Below are 15,571 nucleotides of genomic sequence, written 5' to 3'. Positions count from 1 at the left end.
TCCCTTTCTCCTTCACGATGCGTTCATGACATGACGTGGGCGCGGACCAGGGCCAGGTACTCGGCCGCCAGGCGATGGCAGTCGCCGGGCCACCGTGCGGAGACGTAGTTGCCGTCCTTGACGGTGAAGCCGCGTCCGGGCCGCGCGGCGGTGTCGCGGACGGGCAGCGACGGGCCGGCGAGGAAGTGGCCCGGATCGGCGAGCGCCGCGGTGACCTCCTGCTGCACGGTGGTGCGGTACGTGCGGTAGTAGCGCCCCAGCCAGAACCGGGTGAGGTTCCACCCGGTCAGCTCCAGCAGGGACGTCAAGGCCGTTGTCCGCCGGCCGTGGAGGACCGAGCGCCCGGTGGCGGGATCCTTGGCCCGGGCGGCGAGCAGCACTCCGTGGCAGACGGCTCCCACCGGCAGCCCCTGGGTGAAGACCCGGGCGAACAGGTACTGGGCGGTGGCGTCCTCGAGCAGCGTCCGCATGCCCGCGGCGTGGCCGCCGGGTACGAACAGGCCCGTGATGTCGGCCGGGTTGACCTCCTTGTACGAGGAGGGGGCGAGGAAATGGGGGTCCTCGGTGAGGTCCCGGTAGGCGGCGAGCTCGGCGCGGCGGGTCATCAGCCAGGGCGACAGCCAGGAGAAGCCGAGGTGCGTGAGCCGGGGGTCGGCGTACGCGGCCTCCCCGGCCGGGGTCGCGAACCGCACCTCGAAGCCGGCCTGCCGCAGTGCGGCCCAGGGAACCGCCGCCTCGGTGGGGTCGTAGTCTCCCGCGGGGAGCAGGAAGAGAATCACGGCGTACTCCTCTGAGCGGTGGTGATCGCGGCAGCAAGAGCGGCACGCTCCCCGAACGGGGGGCGCTGGAGCGTGCCGCTCTTGCTGCCCGAAGGCCGACCTTAGGAGCAGCCGTCGGCGCCGTCATTCACTTCGGCGGCCAATCCGTTGACTCTCCGGACCGGCGCCCGGCGTCGTCCCGCGGGCGGTGCTGACGGGGGCGGCGGCGACGCGGGCGGTGTTGACGCGGGCGGTGCATCCGCATTGACTGACCGATGTGTCAGCCATCGAGCCGCCCTCCGTCACCGCGTGCTACGCCCTCGCCGTCCTGAGCGCCACGGCGGAGGGCACCGGCGGGTCGGCCTCCTGGACCTTGCCCACGGACCGGCTGGAGTTCGGCGAGATGCGTGCCCTGTGGGACGAAGTGCTCGGCGCCGTGGGCGCCGGCCCGCACACCGGGCTCCTCGTGGGCGACCGCATCAGGCCCGAGGGGCTGCACATCCTGGGCCACCTCGTCCTCACCTGCGCCAGCCTCGCGGAAGCCGCGCAGGCGGCCGAGCGCTACCACCCCCTGGTGAGCCAGGCGGGCACGGTGACCTTGCACCGCCGGGACGGCGTCGGGCGGGTCGGTTACCGGCCGAACGTCGACCCGGAGGCCATGCATCCCCAGCAGGTGGAGGCGGTCGTCAGCAGCATGGTGCGGGCGGGCCGCTGGATCGCCGGCGACGGCTGGGCGCCCCTGGCCGTGTCCTTCGCCCACCCCCGCAGGGGCTCGGCGGAGCCTTACGCCCGCGTCCTCGGCTGCCCCGTCGCCTTCGACGCCCCGGAGACCGCGATCACGGTCGCCGACGAGGACCTCGACCGGCGCCGCCCCCTCTACGACCCGGCGCTCAACGCCCTGCACCGGGCCTACGCCGACCGGCTCCTGCACCAGCTGTCCGCGGCCGTGACCGTCGCCGGGCGCGTACGGCAGTGGCTGGAGCACGCCGCGCTCGAGGACGCGGGCCCCGAGGGCCCCGCCAAGGAGCTCAGCCTCAGCGTCCGGACCCTGCGCAGGGCCCTGCACGCGGAGGGCACGTCGTGGCGCGCGCTCCTCGACACTGCCCGCCACGGCCGGGCCGGGCGGCTGCTGGAGACCACGGACCTGCCGCTGGACCGGATCGCGCCGCTCGTCGGCCTGAGCGGTGCGACGGCCCTGGTCCGTGCCTTCACCCGGTGGGAGGGCATGCCTCCGGGGGCGTACCGCAGTCGGCACCGGCCCGCGTCCGCGGATCGCGACGCGGCCGGCCGCGGGTGAGGAGGGTCACCGCGGGCGACGCCCCGGCCGGCCGTCTCCGTTGCTAGATTGTCCGGCGGCCGACCCGAGGCCCCGGACGAGATGCGCCGTACCCGGTTACGCACGACGACGCGCGAGGTGCCGCACCAGCGGCGCCTTCCGCTGTCCGCACCCGGGCAGCGTCCTCGTCGAGCAAGATGGGCCGAACGCCATGACCGTGCCACTCACCCGCAGCCTGTACCGGACGACCGCGCACGCCGCCGGGGGCCGCACCGGATCCGTCCGCACCGACGACGGCCGCCTGGACGTGCGCCTGGCCCCGCCGCGCAAGAAGGTCCCGGGCACCACCAACCCCGAGCAGCTGTTCGCGGCCGGTTTCGCCGCCTGCTTCACCTCCGCGCTCGCGGAGGTCGCCGCCGAGTTCGGGGCGGACGCCTCCGCCGCGCGGGTGGCGTGCGAAGTGCAGCTCGGCACCACGGACACGCCCGCGGGCTACGGCCTCGCGGTGGCCCTCACCGTCAGCCTGCCCGGGTGGCGGGCGGCAGACCTCCAGCCGCTGCTGCACCGGGCGGACGCGGTCTGCCCCTACTCGCAGGCGGTACGCGGCAACGTACCGCTGACGCTCCTGGCCCTGGACGACCCCGCTCCCGCTGACGGGGCCTGAGCTCCGGCCGGTACGGTGACGGCATCCCTCGCGGCCCCGCTCACAGCATGACGTGCTTGACCTGGGTGTAGTCCAGGAGGCCGGACAGGGAGAGGTCGCTGCCGTAGCCGGAGTGTTTGACTCCGCCGTGGGGCATCTCGGAGACCGTGGTGCCGTGGGTGTTCACCCAGACGATGCCGGTGTGCAGGGCGCGGGTGGCGCGCATCGCGCGATCGTGGCCGGTGGTCCACACGCTCGCGGCCAGGCCGAAGCGCACGCCGTTGGCGAGGTGCAGGGCCTCGGCCTCGTCCGCGAAGGACTGGACGGTCACGACGGGTCCGAAGGTCTCCTCCTGCACGATCTCGTCGTCCTGGCGGACGCCCGCGACCACGGTGGGCTCGTGAAAGAAGCCGGGGCGCGGGAGCCGGCTGCCTCCGGTGACGATCCCGGCGTGGGGTGGCAGACGGTCCAGCAGTCCCCGTACGGAGGCGAGTTGGGCGGCGTTGTTGAGGGGGCCGAAGTCGGCGCCGGCGCGGAGCCCGGCGGCCTCGGCGGCGAAGGCCCCGAGGAACGCGTCGTGGATCCGGCGGTGGATTAGGAGCCGGGTGGGCGCGGTGCAGTCCTGGCCCGCGTTGTAGTAGGCGACCGCGGCGAGGGCGGCGGCGGTGGCCTTCACGTCCACGTCCTCGTGGACGATGACGGGTGCGTTGCCGCCGAGTTCCAGATGGACCCGCTTGAGGCCGGCCGCGGCGGCCGCCGCGATCTCCCGTCCGGCTCGGACGCTGCCGGTGACGGCGATCAGGGCGACCGCCGGATGGGCGGTGAGGGCGCGGCCGGTGTCGCGGTCTCCGCAGACGACGTTGAGCACGCCCGGCGGCAGGTGTTCCGCGGCGATCCGGGCCAGGAGCACGGACGAGGACGGGGTGGTGTCGGCGGGCTTGAGCACGGTGGTGTTTCCGGCGGCGATGGCCGGAGCGATCTTCCATGCGGCCATCATCAGCGGGTAGTTCCAGGGGGTGATCTGGGCGCAGACGCCGACCGGTTCGCGGCGCAGCAGGGAGGTGCGGCCCTCGGTGTACTCGGCCGCGGCGGCGCCGGGGAGGTTCCTCGCGGCTCCGGCGAAGTAGCGGACGGCGTCGGCGATCGCGGGCAGTTCGTCGTCCCTGAACTGCCCGGCGGGCTTGCCGGTGTCCCCGGTCTCGGCTGCCGTGAAAGCCTCCGCGTGCGCCTCGATGGCGTCGGCGACGGCGAGGAGGGCGCGCTGGCGTTCTGCCGGGGTGGTGAGGGACCACTGTCCGTACGCGGCCGCCGCCGCGAGGCAGGCCGCGTCCGTGTCGGCGGGGCCCGATCGCGGGGCGTGGCGGTGCACGCGGCCGGTGGCGGGGTCGGTGAGGGCCATGGTCTCGCCCGAGGCAGCGGGCTGGTCCACTCCCCCGATGTGGTTGCGCAGGGGCCCGATGTGGTGCTCCAGGGGGCCGATGTGGTGGTCCAGGGGTCCGATGTGGGGATGCAGGGCCTCAGCCACGGCGCAGGGCCTCCTCGGCGGCGGCGCGTCCGGTGCGGACGGCGCCTTCCATGTAGCCGGCCACCCACTGGTCGGATCCGCAGACGTAGAAGGGTGGTTCGTGGGTGCCGTGCCGGGGGCCGACGGCCATGACGTCGCCGGGGGTCCACTGGGTGACGTACCCCTGGGTCCACGGGTCGGTGCCCCACATGCGGATGAACGTGGCGAGCGGCTGGTACGCCTCGTCGCCGTAGAGGCGCGCTACGTCGGCCAGTAGTTCGGCGGTGCGCAGGGCGGCGGGCGTGGCGAGAAGGACGCCGTAGCGTTCGGGCGGGACGAGGGCGGAGAGGATTCCTTCGCTCTGCGGCCAGGTGCTGCCGAGGACCCCTTCGCTTTCGGAGAGGCCGCTGAGGCCCTGGTCGCGCCAGAAGGGTCTGACGTACGCGGCGGTGAACTTGGCGGCGAGGGCGTGGCGTTGGCGGTGCAGGGAGGAGAGCCGCTCGTCCGAGACTCCGGTGACGGCGACCGCGCGGAGCGGGCCGGCCGGGAGGGCGCTGACCACGGCGGCGGCGGTGAGGGTTTCGCCGCCGGCCAGGCGTACGGAGCTGCGGCCGGGCCGTCGTATCGCGACCGCCTCGACGGGTGAGCCCGTACGGATCCGGCCGCCGAGGGCCTGGGCCATGCGCAGGGCCACGGTCGCCGAGCCCTCGGCTACGCGCAGGCCCTCCCACGCCTCGTACTCGTAGTGGCCGGTGCCGGGTACGGCGGCGTGTTTGCGGAGGGCCGCGAGCAGGGAGGTCCGTTCGCAGGAGCCGTCGGCGAGGGCGAGTCGGCCGATCTCCCAGAGGCGTACGACGGCCTGGGTGGCGCCCTGGGCGCGGAGCCAGTCGCCGACGGACAGCCGGTCGACGGGTACGGCCTCGGGGTGGGACCAGGGGTCGGCGGGGTCGACGGTCGCGGCGAGCGCCGTGAACGCGGCGGTGACCTTGGCGTGGCAGGCGTCGTCGCCGGGGCCGAACCAGTGGGGCGGGTCCGCGGCGGACACCCCTTCGGGAGTCGCGCGGATGAGGGCGCCGGGCTCGGCGACGTAGCTGGGGACCAGGGTGAGGCCCAGTTCCGCGGCCAGGGCCGTGTAGGCGGTGTGGGCCCGGCCCACCACCTCCCCGCCGAGCTGGACCAGCCGGCCGTCGGGGAGGGTGGTCTGTTCGACGCGTCCGCCGACGCGGTCGCGGGCCTCGACGACGAGGACGTCGGCCCCGCCCTCGGCCAGGTCGCGCGCGGCGGCGAGACCCGCCAGTCCGGCGCCGAGCACGATGACGTCGTGGTTCATGGGGTGTGCTTCCTTCGGTCGGTGCCGGATGGCAGCGGGGCGCGGGGAGGACCGGTCAGTCGAGGACCAGGCAGTGTTCGGGGTTCCAGCCGATCTCGACCCGCTCGCCGCCGCTCCAGCGGTCCTCCATGCGGGAGCGGACGGTGTTCTGCTCCAGGACGGACACCGTGATGCCGGGAGCCAGTTCGATGAGGTAGGTGGTGGTCGGGCCGGAGTAGACGGTCTCCCGGACGACTCCGCTGACCTGGGCCATGCCCGGTTCGAAGCCGGAGAGCCAGATCTTCTCGGGGCGGATCGAGAGGCTGACCCGGCTGCCGTCGGGGACGCCGGACCGGGGACCGACGGGCAGGGCGGGGCCCTGGTCGAGGACGACACGCCCGGAGCGGTAGGTCCCCGGGACCAGGTTGGAGGTGCCCATGAAGGAGGCCGTGAAGCTGCTCGTGGGACGTTCGTACACGTCTTCCGGCGTGCCGCACTGCTCGATGCGGCCCTCGTTCATGACGGCGAGGCGGTCCGACATGGTCAGGGCTTCGTCCTGGTCGTGGGTGACGAAGAGGAAGGTGATGCCGACCTCCCGCTGGATCTGCTTGAGCTCGACCTGCATCCGGCGGCGCAGTTTCAGGTCGAGGGCGGCCAGCGGCTCGTCCAGGAGCAGGACTTGGGGCCGGTTGACCAGGGCGCGGGCGAGGGCGACGCGCTGGCGCTGGCCGCCGGAGAGCGTGGGCGGCTTGCGGCCGGCCAGGTCCCCGAGCTGGACGAGGTCCAGCATGTCGCCGACCCGTCGGCGGATCTCCGCGCGGGGAACGCCGCTGCGCTTGAGGCCGAAGGCCACGTTGTCGGCGAGCGAGAGGTGGTCGAAGAGGGCGTAGCTCTGGAAGACGGTGTTGACGTTGCGCTTGTTGGGCGGCAGACCCGTGACGTCCACGCCGTCGAGCAGGACGCGGCCTTCCGTGGGGGCGGCGAAGCCTCCGGTCATGCGCAGCAGGGTGGTCTTTCCGCAGCCCGAGGGACCGAGCAGGGAGAAGAACTCGCCGGGGGCGATGTCGAGGGTGACGTCGTGGACTGCGTAGGTGTCCGTGGTGCGGTACTGCTTGGCGACCCGGTCGAGCCGGACGGCGGGGTGCGCGTCCGCGGCGTGCGCGTCCGCGAGGTTCGCGTTCGCGACGTTCGGGTCCGCAGGATTCGGGTCCGCGGGGTGCGCGTCCGCGGGCGGATGCGGGTTGGGGTGCTGCATGGGTGTCACTTCCCGGGGAGCAGATCGAGGCCGCCTCGGCGGCCGAAGAGGCGCGGGATGGCGAGTGCGAACGCGATGAGCGCGATGGAGCCGACGAGCATCAGGGTGCCGACGGCGTTGATGGTGGGCTGGACCCCGAACCTGATGGCCGAGTAGATGCGGACGGAGAGCGGCTGCGGGTCGACGCCGGTGGTGAAGTAGGCGAGGACGAAGTCGTCGAAGACCAGGGCGAAGATCAGCACCCCGGACGCGAGGATGCCGGGGAGCAGCGCGGGCAGGGTCACCAGGCGCAGGGCCTGCCGGCGGGTGGCTCCGAGGTCCATCGCCGCCTCCTCGACCTCCGGGTTGAGGGCGGCGATGCGGGAGCGCAGGATGACGGTGACGTAGGAGATGGAGAAGGTGATCTCGGCGAGCATCACGGTGGTGGTGGACAGGGTGATGCCGAGGCCCTTGAAGAGCATCATCGCGGCGACGCCGGTGACGATCTCCGGGGTGATCAGCGGTACGAGCATGACCAGGCCGGCGAAGGAGCCGAGGCGCCCGCGGCCGCGGACCAGGCCCAGGGCGAGGGCCACGCCGAGGACGAGCGAGACGGCCATCGCGACCAGGGACACCCGAAGGCTCATGCCGAGCGAGCCGATGAGTGCGTCGTCGCGGAGGAACGCGTCGTACCAGCGCAGGCTCACCCCGTCGAAGACGGTGAGGGACTTCTGCGCGTTGAAGGAGAACAGGACGACGACGCCGACGGGGAGGTAGAGCAGCGCGAAGAAGACCGCGGTGACGGCGATGGCGAACCGGGGCCGGCGGTCGGCTCCGCGGCGCCGTCCGCGGGGGCGGCGCGGCCGGGTGGCGGGCCGTTCCGGCGCCTCGTCGGCGGGCCGGAGGGCGGTGCGCGGCGTACGGGGCGCCGTACGGGGAACGGGGCGCGGGGTCATCGGACCGCCTCCGCCTCGTCCTTGCGGGTGCGTCTCAGGTAGCCGAGCATCCCGAACAGCAGGACCCCCATCAGCAGGATGGTCAGGGCCGAGCCGAGGGGCCAGTTCTGGCCCTGGAAGAACTTGTCCTGGATCAGGTTGCCGATCATGATCTGGTCGGGGCCTCCCATGAGCTGGGCGCTGACGAAGTCGCCCATGGCGGGCAGGAAGACGAGGACGCAGCCGGCCGCCGCGCCCTGGCGGGTGGCGGGCACGGTGACGAAGAGGAAGGTCCTCAAGGGGCCGCCGTAGAGGTCCCGTCCGGCCTCGATGAGCGAGGTGTCCATGCGCTCCATGGCCGCGTACAGCGGGATGATCATGAAGACGACGAAGCCGTAGACGAGTCCGGCGATGACCCCCGGGCCGGTCTGGAGGATCTTGGTGTCGCCGTCGGCGAGGCCGGTCGCGCGCAGGGCCTTGAGCACCGGCCCGTCGTCGGAGAGCACCACGGACCAGCCGTACATCCGTACCAGGTAGTTGGCGAAGAACGGGACGACGATCGCGGCGATCAGCAGGTGTTTGAAGCGGCCGCCGCACAGGGCGATGGCGTAGGCGACGGGGTAGGCCACGGCCAGGCAGATGAGGCAGGTGATCAGCGCGTAGCCGAGCGAGCGCAGCAGGACGGTGCGGTAGGCCGGATCGGCGAGGGCGGCGAAGTTCTCGAAGTTGAGCCCGAAGCGCGGGTTTCCGAGCGGGTCGGTGGTACCGAAGGCGAGGGTGGCCACCAGGAGCAGGGAGGCGAGGAGGAAGCCGGTCATCCACAGGGTGCCGGGGAGCATGAACCAGGTCCACAGCCTCGCCTCCGCCCCCGCCCGGCCCCCGCGCGGCGGACGGGGCAGGACGGATCGACGCTGCGGATTCCGGGGACTCCGCGGGTCCCGGGGACCCCGAGGATCCCGAGGGTCCCGAGGATCAGGTCGTGCCATGTCAGCCGGCCTTCAGATCGGTCCAGGCGGCGTCGCGCAGCTGCTCGCCCTTGGCCGTGCCGTTGCGGAAGTAGAGGTCGTCCTTGAGGTCGGCCGCGGTCACCCGGCACTGGGGGAAGGGCTCCACGAGCGCCGTGTACGTGTCCTCGCTGCCGCGGACCGGCATGGGGTAGCCGATGTACTCGATGTTCTTCTTCACGTTTTCCGGGCGGAGCATGTAGTCGATGAAGAGCATCGCGGTGCCGGGGTGTTGCGCGTTGGCGGGGATGGCGTAGCAGTCGGAGTTGAGCGGGGCGCCCTCGCGGGCGACTTCGAAGCCGAAGACGGTGGGGTCCTCCGCCTGGGCGAGCATGGCCGCCATGTCCCCGCTCCACGCCTGGGTCATGTCGGCGTTGCCGTTGAGCAGGTTGTTGTAGCTGTCGCTGGAGAAGCCGCGCAGGCGGGGGCGGAGCGAGCGCAGGGTGTCGGTGACGCGCGCGAGGTCGTCCTGGCCGTCGGTGGTGAGGCCGAGACCGAGCTTGAGCGCGCCCATGCCGAGCACCTCGTCGCGGTCGTCGAGTACGAAGACCTTGCCCTTGGCCTGCTCGTTCCACAGGTCGTCCCAGGAACCGGTCAGGTCACCGAGCCGGTCGCGGCGCCAGCCGATGCCGGTCTTGTACATGGTGAAGGGCACGGTGTGCCGGGAGTGCGGGTCGTACCAGGGGTCGGCGAAGTAGTCGTAGCCGCCGAACACGGCCTCGGCGTTCTTCAGCCGGGTGTGGTCGATCGCCCGCAGCCTGCCCCCGGTGGCGAGGCGCTGGGACCATTTCGCCGTGGGGAAGATGATGTCGTACTGGTTCCCGGAGTTGAGCTTGGCGGCCATGCCTTCCATCGAGTCGAAGTTCGACTGGACGACCTTGACGCCGTACTCCTTCTCGAAGCCTTCGAAGACGGCCGGGTCGACGAAGTCGGCCCAGTTGAAGTAGACGAGGTCGCCGTCGACCTTGACGTCGATCGGCGTCTCCTCGGCCGCTTTGCCGGACGGGTCGTCACCGGACGCGAATCCGCAGCCGGCTGCCGTGAGGCCGAGGGCGGCGGCGGTGCCGGCGCGCAGGAGGGAGCGTCTGGACAGGGGGTGTGCCTCGGGGGACATGCTGGGTCCTCTCCGTAGGGGGGCCGTGGGGGGGGGACGGCGAGTGGGAAGACGTGCACGGGCGGAGGTGGGGGTGCGGTGAGGTGCGGTGAGGTGAGTAGGGGAACGGAAGGTGCCTCAGGCGCGGTTCAGTGCTCGGCGTCGGCCGTGTCGGGATCTGCGACGGCGTCCAGGTCCGCTCGGATGCGGCCCGCGAACCAGCCGACCGCCGCCTCGCGGCGGGACAGCGGGCCGGGCTCGAATCCGGGGGTGGAGAGCCCCTTCTGCACGCGGGCGACCAGCTCGACGTCCTCGTCGTTGGTGATCCAGCCGATGTGGATGTTCAGGCGGCGGGCGATGCGGGTGCGCAGGCTCGTACCGCGCCGGGTGTAGAACGCGCCGGGGACGGCCACCCGGTCCACCGCCGTCGGGATCGCGGTCCAGGCCAGGACGTGGTCGGGGTAGAAGTCGATGAGGGTGTTCGGGTAGATGACCGCGTACCGCCAGACCCGCCGGTCCGCTTCGGTGAGGCCGGGCATGGGTGCGGCGATGCGCTGGTAGAGGCGTTCGGCCCAGTTCGAGGACGGCTTGTCCCGCAAGGGCGAGGCGAACAGTGCGTAGGACTCCTCGATCTCGCAGGTGTAGCCCTGGTAGTCGAGCAGCCGCATCAGCCCCGGGTGGGCCACCGGTACGTGGTAGCCCTCCAGGTAATTGTCGACCGTCACCTTCCAGTTGGCCTCCTGCACCTCGGCTGCGGCCAGGTCGTGGATCCGGGCGCGGCCGACGGGTACCAGACCGGCCCCGGCGTAGTGGCCGACGGCCTCGGCGAGCCCGGCGCACTGCTGGGCCAGGGGCACCGCATCGGGGTCGAGGTTGACGAACACGAACCCGAGGAAGGATTCGACGCGGGCCGGGAGAAGACTGAGCGCGGGTTTGTCGAGGCAGGGGATCTGCCGTGCCTCCGGGGCGCCGACCAGGCTTCCGTCGAGGCGGTAGGTCCAGCCGTGGTAGGGGCAGCGGATCGCTTTACCGGCCGGTTCGGGGGCGGTGACCAGGCGCGTTCCGCGGTGGCGGCACACGTTGAGGTGGGCGGCGAGGGCGCCGTCCTCGGTGCGGACGACGAGCACCTCGCGGCCCGCGATGGTGGCGGCGAGCCGGGCGCCCGGGTTCGGCAGGTCGGACTCGTGGCAGACGAGCTGCCAGGCCTTGGCGAAGACGTGGCGGATCTCCTCGGCGGCGATGTCGGGATCGGTGTAGTAGCGGGCTGGCAGGGCTGGCCCGGGGACGTCCGGGACCGGCCGGCCGTCCGGGACCGGCTGGTCGGCCGGGGGCTTTTCGGGGGCTCTGGAGTGCATCGGGTGACTCCTCCGTACCGGCGGTGCGGCGATCGGTCTCGGCGAAGGGTGGCGAGACGACCCGGCGGCGGGCAGCGGGCCGGGGCGGACGCCGCGGCCTTGCTGACCGATTGGACAGTCAGATTGCTGGCTGATTTCCGCTGGGTCAAGACTTGTACGCTGACCGATCGGTCAGCTAGCGTAATTCTCGTCGCCGCACCGGAGTTCATCCTCTTCTGAGCCTTTCGTCCGGCCGGATGCAGCCCCGCCGCCCTGGCACCCGCCCGGGCTCGCACCCCCTCCACCCCCTCCATCTCCTGCCACACGCCATCGGCGTCCCTGCGGTGAGCCCCGGGCATCCCCACACCGCCCCCGGCTCCCGGCACCGGCCCGGTCGCCCACGGCACCCCCACTCCTCCCGGAGGCACGCATGAGCGGTCGTCGGTGTCTGGACTGGCTCGGGCTCACGCCCGAACCGGAGCGGGAACTGCCCGCCGCGGTCGCCGCCCTGCGCGCTTCCTCACACCGTCCCCCTACGGGGCCCACGGGGCCCACAGAGCCCGCACCCGCACCGCCGCCGGAGCTGGTGGCCTCCGAGCGGCGCCGCCTGGAGCACCTGATCCTGCGGGGCAGCCGGCGCGGCTGGCTGCGCTACCTGGCCGAAGTCGCCGCGCTGGTGACCGCCGTTGCCGACGGCGCCGGGCAGGGCGACCGCCCGGCCGCCCTACTCGCCGGCGAGGTGGTCCTCGACCACCACCGCATGCTCATCGGGCTCCCGGGAACGGGATACGCCCGAACCGCCGCGGACCGCGCGGCACTCGAGAGCGCCGTACGGACCCTGCGCTCCAACTCCCGGACAGGAAACAGCCGATGACCACGATCCGACTCCCGGCGGGGCAGCCGCCGGGCTCCGTCCTCGGAGCCGCTCCAGGCACGACCGAGGACGCCGAGGCGTACCTCGCCACCGGTGGCTACGCCGACGCCACCGGCCCGGACGAACTGCTGCACCACCTCGCCGCATCCGGTCTGCGCGGGCGCGGCGGGGCCGGTTTCCCGGCCGCCGTCAAGCTGCGTGCCGTACGCGAGCGCGGCGGCGTCCCGGTGGTGGTGGCGAACGGCGAAGAGGGCGAGCCCGGCTCCGTCAAGGACCGCTGGCTGCTGCGGGCCAGGCCCCATCTGGTCCTCGACGGCCTCGCCCGCGCCGCCGCGGTCACCGGCGCCGTACGCGGCTACGTCTACCTCTCGGACCCGGTGGCCGCCGACCGCGTCCGCCGGGCGCTCGCCGAACGGGAGCCGTGGCTGCCCGTCGAGGTCGTCGAGACCGCCCACACCTACGTGGCCGGGGAGGAGACCGCGGTCGTCCGCCGGATCGACGGCGGGCCGGCGCTGCCCACCGCCAAGCCGCCCCGCCCCTTCGAGCGCGGGGTCGGCGGCGCGCCGACCTTGGTGTCCAACGTCGAGACCCTCGCCCGCATCGCCCTCACCGCCGCCCGCCCCGGCCTGCGGCAGGCGATCGCCCGCTCCACGCTGGTGACCCTGTCCGGCGGGAGCGCGGTCCCCGTCCTCACCGAAGTCCCCTACGGAGTCCCCCTGCGCGTGCCGGCTGCCGCGCTCGGCGTCCCGGACGCGTCCGGGGCCCTGATGGGCGGACTGTTCGGCGGGTTCGTCGACGCCCGCGCCCTGGAGCTCCCCCTCGAACCCGGCGCGCTCACCGCGGCGGGCACGGCACTGGGCTGCGGGGCGATCCGCTTCCTCGCCGCCGGAGCCTGCCCGGTGAGCACCGCCGCCGATGCCGTCGGCCACCTCGCGGCGCAGAGCGCACGGCAGTGCGGGGTCTGCGTCTCGGGCACCGCGGCGGTCCGCGACGCCGTCCACGCCCTCGCCGCGGGCACGGCCGCGCCCGACACCCCCGCCCGGTTGGAGCGGTGGTCGCTGGGCCTGCGCGGACGCGGCGCGTGCGGCCTCCTCGACGCCGCCGCGGGCATCGCCGGCAGCCTGCTGACCGCCTTCCCCGGACCCGTCCGGTCCCACCTGCGGGGGCCCTGTCCACGCTGCGTCGCCGCCCTGCCCGGGCGTGGCCACGGGGGCCGCCTCACCGTGGCCGTACCGGAGGTCGCCTGCGCGGCCGTGGACGACGGGACCGTACCCCGCTTGCCCGTGCTGAAAGGAACACCGTGAACCTCCTGCTGGACTCCACCCGCTGCCAGGGCTACGGACTGTGCCAGGAACACGCACCCCACCTGGTCGAACTCGACGAGTGGGGCTACGCGAAGGTCATCGCCGTCGCCGTCCCGCCCGGCGCCGAGGACGCGGCGCGCGCCTGCGCAGCGAGCTGCCCCAACTCCGCGCTCCGAGTGGAGAAGTGACATGGGACGCGATCTGACCGCTCTCTTCGACCCGCGCTCGGTCGCCGTGGTCGGCGCCAGCGACGATCCGGCGAAGTACGGCCACGCGGTGGCCTCCCAGGCGCTCCGCGCCGACGGCCGGCGCCCCGTACACCTGGTGAACCGGCGCGGTGGCACCGTCCTCGGCCGCCGGGCGGCCCCGTCCCTCGCCGCGATCGGCGAACCCGTCGAGCTGGTGGTGATCTCCGTCCCCGGCAGCGGCTTCGAGGCCGCCGTGGAAGACGCCCTGGCCTGCGGGGCGAAGGCGATCGTGGGCATCACCGCCGGGTTCGCCGAGGCCGGCCCGGCGGGAGCGGCCCGCCAGCGCGCGGTCGTCGCCCGGGTCCGGGAGGCCGGAGCCTTGCTCGTCGGACCCAACTGCCTGGGCATCGCCGACAACACGACCGGGCTGTACCTCGCCTCGGACCGTTTCGCGCCCGGCGGCACCGCCCTGCTGAGCCAGAGCGGCAACCTCGCCCTCGAACTCCAGCTCCGCGGCGCTCCGCACGGTCTGGGCTTCTCCCGGTTCGTCTCCCTCGGCAACCAGGCCGACGTCACCCTCGTCGACCTCGTCGAGGACTGCGCCCGCCACGAGGCCACGACCGCGATCGCCGTGTACGCCGAGGACTTCGGCGACGGCAGGGCCTTCGCCGGGGCCGCCGCCGCGGCGGGCAAACCGGTGGTCCTGCTCACCGCCGGGCGCGGCTCCGCCTCCGCACGCAGCGCCCGGTCACACACCGGCGCCCTCACCACCTCGGCCGGAGTCGTGGCCGCCGCCTGCCGTGACGCGGGGGTGGAACTGGTACGCACACCACGGGAGATGACCGTCGTACTGGCCGCCCTGAGCAGCCTCCCCAGGGCTCGTGCGGGAGGGCGCCGGACCGCGGTCTTCACCGACGGCGGCGGCCACGGGGCGATCGCGGCGGACGCCGCCGAGGACGCCGGGCTCGACGTTCCGGAGCTCACCGAGGCGACCCGGGCAGGGCTGCGGACCGTGCTGTGGGAGCAGTCGGCGGTCGCCAATCCGGTCGACCTGGCGGGGATGGGCGAGCAGCAGCCCCTCTCGTACGCCGACACGGTCGGGCACCTCCTCGCCGCCGACGAGGTCGACGCCGTCCTAATGACGGGCTACTTCGGCGGGTACGCCGCGTCCGAGGGCGGCCTGGGCGGCGGGCAGGCGGGCGGCTCCGTGCTCGCGGAGGGGGAGACGCGGGCCGCCGAGAAGATCGTCACCCACCTCGCGGGCTCGCCGAAGCCCCTGGTCGTGCAGTCGATGTATCCCGGGTCGCCGAGCTGCCGGGTGCTGGCCGGGGCCGGGATACCGGTGTTCGCCGCCACCGAGGACGCCGCCCGCGCCCTGGCGGCGATGACCGGCCGGGCGGCGGGCGCGGCCCCGGAGCTCCCCGCACTGCCCGCCGCCGCCGCGCGCCTGCGGGACCCGGGGTACCACGGGGTACGCGCACTGCTGGGCGCCGCGGGTGTGCCGTTCCCGTCCGCCCGTGAGGTCACCGACGAGGCCGGAGTACTGGCCGCGGCCGGGGAGTTCGAGGGCCCGTACGTGCTGAAGGCCCTGCACCTCCTGCACAAGTCCGACGCGGGCGGCGTGGCGCTGCGCCTGGCAGACCGGGACGCGCTCGTCGGCGCCTACCGGGACATGCACGCCCGGCTCGGCCCCGGCGCGTACTCGGTCGAGGCGATGGCCGATCTCTCGGACGGCATCGAGCTGATCGTGGGTGTGAACCGCGACCCCCGCTTCGGACCGGTGGCCATGGTCGGGCTCGGCGGGGTCCTCACCGAGACCCTGCGCGACGTGGCCTTCGCGCTGGCGCCCGTACCGGCGCGGCGGGCGGAGGAGCTGCTGCGGGGCCTGCGGACAGCCGCCCTGCTCGCGGGTGTCCGCGGCCGGCCCGCCGTCGACGTGGCGGCCGCGGCGGCCGTGATCGAACGCATCACGACGGTGGCCGCCGCGCATCCGGAGATCGCCGAGCTGGAGGTCAACCCGTTGCTCGTCCGCCCCGACGGCGTCCTGGCGCTGGACGCACGGGCCGTCCTGGGCTGACCCCGTCCCGCCCTCATGCCCCGAGCCCCACTCCCCCC

14 protein-coding genes and 1 riboswitch are annotated in these 15,571 nt (G+C 73.6%); of the genes, 6 read left to right on the top strand and 8 right to left on the bottom strand.

All coding sequences use genetic code 11. From position 1 onward, the window contains the following. Positions 1-23: 23 nt before the first annotated feature. On the bottom strand, positions 24-779 hold the full coding sequence (locus tag AC3IYI_RS35735) for a type 1 glutamine amidotransferase domain-containing protein (RefSeq protein WP_489407581.1): 756 nt from the start codon (positions 777-779) through the stop codon (positions 24-26). Positions 780-1,035: 256 nt separating this feature from the next. Here AC3IYI_RS35735 and AC3IYI_RS35730 point away from each other — a divergent pair, with 256 nt between their 5' ends. Continuing rightward, entirely contained in the window at positions 1,036-2,055 is a 1,020-nt protein-coding gene (locus tag AC3IYI_RS35730; protein WP_489407580.1) for an AraC family transcriptional regulator, read from the top strand. Between the two features lie 52 nt (positions 2,056-2,107). Then, positions 2,108-2,170, top strand: a riboswitch (guanidine-III (ykkC-III) riboswitch). Between the two features lie 75 nt (positions 2,171-2,245). Next, entirely contained in the window at positions 2,246-2,698 is a 453-nt protein-coding gene (locus AC3IYI_RS35725; RefSeq protein ID WP_489407579.1) for an Ohr family peroxiredoxin, read from the top strand. A 40-nt stretch (positions 2,699-2,738) separates the two neighbouring features. Here the strand turns inward: AC3IYI_RS35725 and AC3IYI_RS35720 are convergent, their stop codons facing one another. The 7 genes from AC3IYI_RS35720 to AC3IYI_RS35690 all read right to left on the bottom strand — a co-directional run bounded on the left by AC3IYI_RS35720 (position 2,739) and on the right by AC3IYI_RS35690 (position 11,111). Next, positions 2,739-4,076, bottom strand: a complete 1,338-nt coding sequence (locus AC3IYI_RS35720) for an aldehyde dehydrogenase family protein (protein ID WP_489411792.1) — start codon at positions 4,074-4,076, stop codon at positions 2,739-2,741. A gap of 118 nt (positions 4,077-4,194) precedes the next feature. Then, positions 4,195-5,511, bottom strand: coding sequence for a flavin monoamine oxidase family protein (locus AC3IYI_RS35715; protein WP_489407578.1), 1,317 nt, complete (start codon positions 5,509-5,511; stop codon positions 4,195-4,197). Positions 5,512-5,566: 55 nt separating this feature from the next. Further along, entirely contained in the window at positions 5,567-6,745 is a 1,179-nt protein-coding gene (locus AC3IYI_RS35710) for an ABC transporter ATP-binding protein (protein ID WP_489407577.1), read from the bottom strand. 5 nt (positions 6,746-6,750) lie between these two features. Beyond that, complete coding sequence (locus tag AC3IYI_RS35705; RefSeq protein ID WP_489407576.1) at positions 6,751-7,680, bottom strand: ABC transporter permease; 930 nt, start codon at positions 7,678-7,680, stop codon at positions 6,751-6,753. After that, on the bottom strand, positions 7,677-8,498 hold the full coding sequence (locus AC3IYI_RS35700; protein WP_489407575.1) for an ABC transporter permease: 822 nt from the start codon (positions 8,496-8,498) through the stop codon (positions 7,677-7,679). The genes AC3IYI_RS35705 and AC3IYI_RS35700 overlap by 4 nt, the downstream gene beginning before the upstream one ends. A 148-nt stretch (positions 8,499-8,646) precedes the next feature. Next, positions 8,647-9,777, bottom strand: coding sequence for a polyamine ABC transporter substrate-binding protein (locus AC3IYI_RS35695; RefSeq protein ID WP_489407574.1), 1,131 nt, complete (start codon positions 9,775-9,777; stop codon positions 8,647-8,649). Positions 9,778-9,905: 128 nt separating this feature from the next. Then, positions 9,906-11,111 carry an aromatic ring-hydroxylating oxygenase subunit alpha gene (locus AC3IYI_RS35690; RefSeq protein WP_489407573.1) on the bottom strand — a complete coding sequence of 402 codons (1,206 nt, stop codon included), beginning with the start codon at positions 11,109-11,111 and terminating at the stop codon, positions 9,906-9,908. A gap of 409 nt (positions 11,112-11,520) precedes the next feature. On the opposite strand from AC3IYI_RS35690, the gene AC3IYI_RS35685 reads away from it, so the two are divergent. From AC3IYI_RS35685 to AC3IYI_RS35670, 4 genes are read left to right on the top strand one after another with little or no spacing between them, the layout of a single operon-like run. Continuing rightward, positions 11,521-11,964 (top strand): hypothetical protein, encoded by a 444-nt coding sequence (locus AC3IYI_RS35685; RefSeq protein WP_489407572.1) that lies wholly within the window; start codon positions 11,521-11,523, stop codon positions 11,962-11,964. Next, entirely contained in the window at positions 11,961-13,268 is a 1,308-nt protein-coding gene (locus tag AC3IYI_RS35680) for an NADH-ubiquinone oxidoreductase-F iron-sulfur binding region domain-containing protein (protein ID WP_489407571.1), read from the top strand. Before AC3IYI_RS35685 ends, AC3IYI_RS35680 begins: the two co-directional genes overlap by 4 nt. Next, positions 13,265-13,456, top strand: a complete 192-nt coding sequence (locus AC3IYI_RS35675; protein WP_489407570.1) for a ferredoxin — start codon at positions 13,265-13,267, stop codon at positions 13,454-13,456. Before AC3IYI_RS35680 ends, AC3IYI_RS35675 begins: the two co-directional genes overlap by 4 nt. A 1-nt stretch (position 13,457) precedes the next feature. Continuing rightward, positions 13,458-15,533, top strand: a complete 2,076-nt coding sequence (locus AC3IYI_RS35670) for an acetate--CoA ligase family protein (protein ID WP_489407569.1) — start codon at positions 13,458-13,460, stop codon at positions 15,531-15,533. Positions 15,534-15,571: the final 38 nt, after the last annotated feature.

The organism is Streptomyces sp. GL_148, assembly GCF_057834205.1.
The sequence above is the reverse complement of the archived record's forward strand: the minus strand, read 5'-3'. Positions and strand labels throughout refer to the sequence as shown.